Below are 5041 nucleotides of genomic sequence, written 5' to 3'. Positions count from 1 at the left end.
CCGGATCACCGCCTCAAAAAACTACATCACCAGTTACGCCTACTGGACGACAGCATTTGAGCATCTGAGCGGCGATGTCGATGTAGGGTGGGCATATACCGATCAGAATATGGGCAAGACGCTGTTTACCAGTGATGGTTACGACGGTGTCTTTGTGCTGGATCGGGAGCGCACCAAATACGCCTTGGTCAGAGGCCAACTCCTGCAGTCAGATCTCTCTGCCTACCTCCAATTACCCGCTACCGCTCTGATTGATCAGGTCCAGTCTCAAGCGGATCTCACCAAACCCATCAGTACCTATTCGCTCTTTGAAGGCTGGCCCGCTCTCGTCACTGCGTCGGCGATACTGCCCAACGACGAACGCCCTATGGGTGATTCCAGAAAAACTTCGGTTTTGGTCTTCGTGGACAAGCTGACCCCGACCAAGCTACGCCAACTTGGTAGTGCCTATGGTCTGACGAATCTGACTTTGGCCCTGGACGAGACTCTCGCCGGCAGCGTTCAAAAAGTCCCACTCGACAGCACCGGTTACAGCATGGTCGCCGACCTGGAACGTCCAGGCCATCATTTGCTGTGGTCACTGTTACCCACTTTGGCCGTCACCTTGGTGGTGCTCATGCTGTTGACGGCCTACTTTTTTCGGCATGCGCTGCGTTCATCCAGGTATGTCGACACCAGCTTCGAAGTGATGCAACGCTCCAACAAAGCGCTGGAAGAGGCCAACCGCGCCCTTGAAGCCAGCGAGGAGCGTTTTCGAGCGGTCGCCGAAGCCGCCTCTGATTGGATCTGGGAAATAGACAAAGGCCAGTCCATCACTTACCTCTCTGGTCGCTTCAGTGCCGTGACTGGATTTTCAGATCGCCAGTGGCTGGGACAGGACATAGAGGAGCTGCTGGGATGCGACACCACACCGCTGTCGTTGTGGTTCAACAAACTGACTGAAGAAAGTCATGCAAGCGATCTGCGATGCACCTATCGCGATCAGTCCGGGCAAACGCGTTATTGCCGGCTTTCGGCACGACCTATCGTGGATGACAGCGGCGTGATCGGTTATCGAGGGACTGCTAGCGACATCACCGATGAAGTCGCGGCACACGCCCAGATTCAGCACCTTTCGATGCACGACGCGCTGACCGGGTTGCCCAACCGCAACAAGCTGAGTCGTTTTCTCGAAGATGCCCTGTTACTCAATGAGCACTCTGCGCCGTTGTCAGTGCTGATGATTGACTTGGACAACTTCAAACCAATCAACGATTCGCTCGGGCACCCCGTAGGTGATGCCGTATTGCAGGAAGTCGGCCAGCGACTTCGCGAGTGCACGCGAGATCACGATCTAGTCGCAAGGCTCGGGGGCGATGAGTTTGTAGTAGTGTTGAGCGGGATGGACACTCATAACGAGATCGACAAGTTCTGCACGCGCTTGATCGGATGTCTGCATCAACCGATTGATCATGATGGGCATGCGCTGCATGTTGGCGCCAGTGTCGGGGTGGCGGTGAGTCGCCAGCAAGGTTATGTCGCAAGTGAACTGATCCGCTGTGCAGATATCGCGTTGTACCAAGCCAAGGCAGACGGCAAAAATACCTGGTGCTACTTCGAACCGCACATGAGCGACCAGATACAGTCGCGTCGTCAGATGGAAGACGATCTCAGAGTGGCCGTCAAGCATCAAGAGTTTGTATTGCATTACCAGCCCCGCTACAAGGTGGATGGCAAGGAAATTGTTTCGGTAGAGGCCTTAGTCAGATGGCAGCATCCCACCCGGGGCTTGCTCGGCCCGGATCTCTTCATTCCGCTGGCAGAGCAAACGGATCTGATTGTACCGCTGGGACGATGGGTGTTACGCGATGCCTGTGAGACGGCGCTGACTTGGCCTGACGATGTGATGCTGTCCGTGAACCTGTCACCTGCTCAGTTCACTCACAGTGATGTTGTCGAGGATGTGCGGGAGATTCTGGTCAGCACGCAATTTCCAGCGAGTCGACTTGAGCTTGAGATCACGGAGAACGTCATGCTCAATGACACCGAAGGCGCATTGACCACAATGAACGCGCTCAAGCAGTTGGGCGTTCGACTGAATATGGATGACTTCGGTACCGGGTACTCCTCACTCGGTTACCTGCGCGCCTACCCTTTTGACGGCATCAAGATCGACAAACGGTTCATCGCTTCCATCAGCAACGGTGAGAATGATCGTGCAGTGGTACAGGCGATCATCAGCCTTGGAAAGGCGATGGGGCTGACGGTGACCGCAGAAGGCGTGGAGACCGAGGAACAACTCGGTCTCCTGGGTAAAGATGAGTGCCATGAAGTGCAAGGTTATCTTTTGAGCAGGCCCGTCGACAAACACACATTCGCCCGGCTGTTGGAGGCTTCCAGACGCCACGCATTCACCAGGCCCTTCAAGACAACTCCCCCCAGCCATCTTGTGAGCAAACGATAAGTCTGGATGGGCCATTTACACTCAGACCTCTACTTTTTAGTAGCAACTGGGAACATGTTGCAGATGTATCCCTCCAATGCCGCGCTGGTCGGGGCGATTGCTTTAAATCACTGAAATTTTCAGTTCTCGTTCTAAACTGGCGGACGTAATATTTTTTCAAACGCCAGACAAAAAGGATCTGGAGATTGAAGCTAAATTGGGAAGGGTTACTGCCAATCACCGGTAAAGTCATTGTGATTGAAGATGATCAGACGCTTCGTTTGCTCATGGTCGATATCCTGAAGGAAATCGGTGCTCAGTCTTTGGCATTTGAAACAGCCGATGATGCGTTGACATACTTGCTTGAGGCTCATGCCCCGTGCCCCCTTGTGGTTGTGGATCATGCATTGCCTGGGCAGATTCAGGGGGCAGAATTCATTGAGATGGTGAAAGGCAAGTGGCCCTCCACTGGCTCTATACTGATTTCCGGCTATCTGCTGGAGCCGGCGACTGTCCCTCACTCGACAAAATATCTGCAAAAACCTTGGTCTCTGGATGACTTTGTCGTCGCGGTGGCGCAGGTTCTCCAGCCAGGGTACCCATTGCGTAAAAACTAAAGAACGCAGGGGGCATTTAGAGGCGCTATTTCTCTGCCTTGGTGCAACGGCCGTACAGAGCAGCAGTAATGAAAATTACTGCCAATACCAGTGTGTAAATTTCATAATTCCCTTCCAGGCCCATCCCCCAAAAGAGCCCCACGCTCAGGGTCCCGAATATGCAAATTATTTGAGTGACATACACGATCTCAGTGGAAAAAGTCCGCATGATCGCTCCTCTAAGAATGCCAGCCCCGCTCTCTACAGGATAGATGAGCAAGACCGGCATGCTTCAATTGAAAACGACATTGATCTGGATAGAGAACATGCCCGCGCTTACTTGGGCATCAAAACGGTGTCAATGACGTGTATGACCCCATTGGACTGCATGACGTCGGCAATCGTGATGGCGGCTTTACCGCCTTTTGCATCCTCTACCCACAACTTGCCTGCGTGCAGCCAGACCGTCAGCGCCTCACCTTGAACGGTTTTAAGCATCACCTTCCCGCCATGCATGTTGGCATCATCCATCAGTTGCTTGGCCGTATGGGTACCGGATACAACGTGGTAGGTGAGGATTTTCGTGAGGTCGGCCTTGTGCTCAGGCTTGACCAGCGTTTCAACTTTGCCAGCAGGCAATTTGGCGAAAGCTTCGTTGGTCGGAGCGAAGACCGTGAACGGACCTTTGCTGTTCAGCGTATCAACCAAGCCGGCGGCTTTGACCGCTGCGACAAGTGTCGTATGGTCTTTAGAGTTGACGGCATTTTCCACGATGGTTTTGTTGGGGTACATGGCAGCGCCGCCTACCATCACAGTGTCGGCGGCGAAGCTTGAACCAGTGCTGATACACAGAAGGACGAGGCAAGCGATAGCAATGCGTTTGATCGTGTGCATGGTGCGTCTCCTTGAATCTTCGACCCTTCGAATGAGGGGTAATAGATTTACGTAGCAAACGGCGAAATGGATGCAACGCGGCGACAATGACTCTACTTGAGCCTTCCCTATGCCCACATGCCCGATGTTTTCCACCTTCAACGGGCGGTATCCTCGTACGGATTATTCTCTCTTCAATCGTGGTAATCAGCGCCGGCGACCGCCCGCAGGTAGGCCTGATCCGCTGCAATCCGCAGCTCCCGCCATTCCTGCCACGTCACAACGCCTAACCTGTCCAACTCATCTGCCTGGCGCAGAAGTTCGTCATGGTAGGCATCCGGGCAATCTCTTCGCAGCTTGCAATCTTCCAACGTTAGATGCCAGTGATCGTAGGCACGAAGCTTGGCTTCCTGGGCCGCAGAGAAAACACGTTTACAGGTTTTCATGGCAATGACTCTTCAATAGGTTTTGCCTGTTGAGCCGGCGAATCTGGGGGCAGTTCACAGGAGCCGACCGGAGGACAGAGCAGGCGCAAGCAAGGAGCGCTATGTTCTCGACATGGTTCGAGAACTGGACACGTAAAACTGCCATTTTTTTGGAATTTTTCAGCCACGGATAGCTCCTTTGCATATGAGCATATGGAGGGCCTATGAACCGCACTGATCTGTACGTCATCGAATACCGGCTTCATGGGAAGCCGAAATCGTTCGTTATTCGTTCGCCAAAAATGCGAAATGCAGATGCTTGGCATTGGGCGTGTTGCGACGCGGACCTAGCGCCCATTCCAAAGCCGGGTAAAGCACCACTCAAAGTGTTCAGCAAACCCATGGCTGAACGGTTCGGCGTGACGGATGTGAGATGGCGGGAGACCACCACGGTAGAGTGGACGGAGGCTGTTTCATGAGCCAAGACAGAAAGCCGCCGGCGCTTTCACCGGTCGATGATGAGTTAGCGCGAAATGCAGCTCTTTTCCTCGAGGCGGACCGGCTGGAGGCGCATGCCTACAGCATGCTTGAGGGCGACTCTACCAGTGCAGTGTCCTGGGAGCGCTTTACTGAAGCGAAAGCGCAGGCCGATGCTAAGCGTATCGAAGCGCAGCAGGATCTCCTGCGCATTCGCGGTCAACTTTTAAACTCACCAGTGCCGTGAG

General features: G+C 53.8%; 6 protein-coding genes. 4 read left to right on the top strand and 2 right to left on the bottom strand.

Annotated features, from left to right (window positions below; all coding sequences use genetic code 11):
• A partial coding sequence (locus DBR18_RS14175; RefSeq protein WP_108590781.1) for an EAL domain-containing protein occupies positions 1–2443 on the top strand: 2443 nt, incomplete at its 5' end.
• 185 nt (positions 2444–2628) lie between these two features.
• On the top strand, positions 2629–3039 hold the full coding sequence (locus DBR18_RS14170; RefSeq protein WP_108590780.1) for a response regulator: 411 nt from the start codon (positions 2629–2631) through the stop codon (positions 3037–3039).
• 315 nt (positions 3040–3354) lie between these two features.
• Here DBR18_RS14170 and DBR18_RS14160 read toward each other — a convergent pair whose 3' ends face one another.
• Positions 3355–3912: a fasciclin domain-containing protein gene (locus DBR18_RS14160; protein WP_108590778.1), complete on the bottom strand. Its 558-nt coding sequence runs from the start codon at positions 3910–3912 to the stop codon at positions 3355–3357.
• 173 nt (positions 3913–4085) lie between these two features.
• Complete coding sequence (locus DBR18_RS14155) at positions 4086–4337, bottom strand: hypothetical protein (protein WP_108590777.1); 252 nt, start codon at positions 4335–4337, stop codon at positions 4086–4088.
• 203 nt (positions 4338–4540) lie between these two features.
• Here DBR18_RS14155 and DBR18_RS14150 point away from each other — a divergent pair, with 203 nt between their 5' ends.
• Together DBR18_RS14150 and DBR18_RS14145 are read left to right on the top strand one after the other, a co-directional pair.
• Positions 4541–4795, top strand: a complete 255-nt coding sequence (locus tag DBR18_RS14150) for a DUF6555 family protein (RefSeq protein WP_108590776.1) — start codon at positions 4541–4543, stop codon at positions 4793–4795.
• Positions 4792–5040 (top strand): hypothetical protein, encoded by a 249-nt coding sequence (locus DBR18_RS14145; protein WP_108590775.1) that lies wholly within the window; start codon positions 4792–4794, stop codon positions 5038–5040. Before DBR18_RS14150 ends, DBR18_RS14145 begins: the two co-directional genes overlap by 4 nt.
• Position 5041: the final 1 nt, after the last annotated feature.

The sequence above is a fragment of the Pseudomonas sp. HMWF021 genome, from assembly GCF_003061005.1.
GTDB lineage: Bacteria > Pseudomonadota > Gammaproteobacteria > Pseudomonadales > Pseudomonadaceae > Aquipseudomonas.
This window is presented reverse-complemented; position numbering and strand designations above follow the sequence as displayed.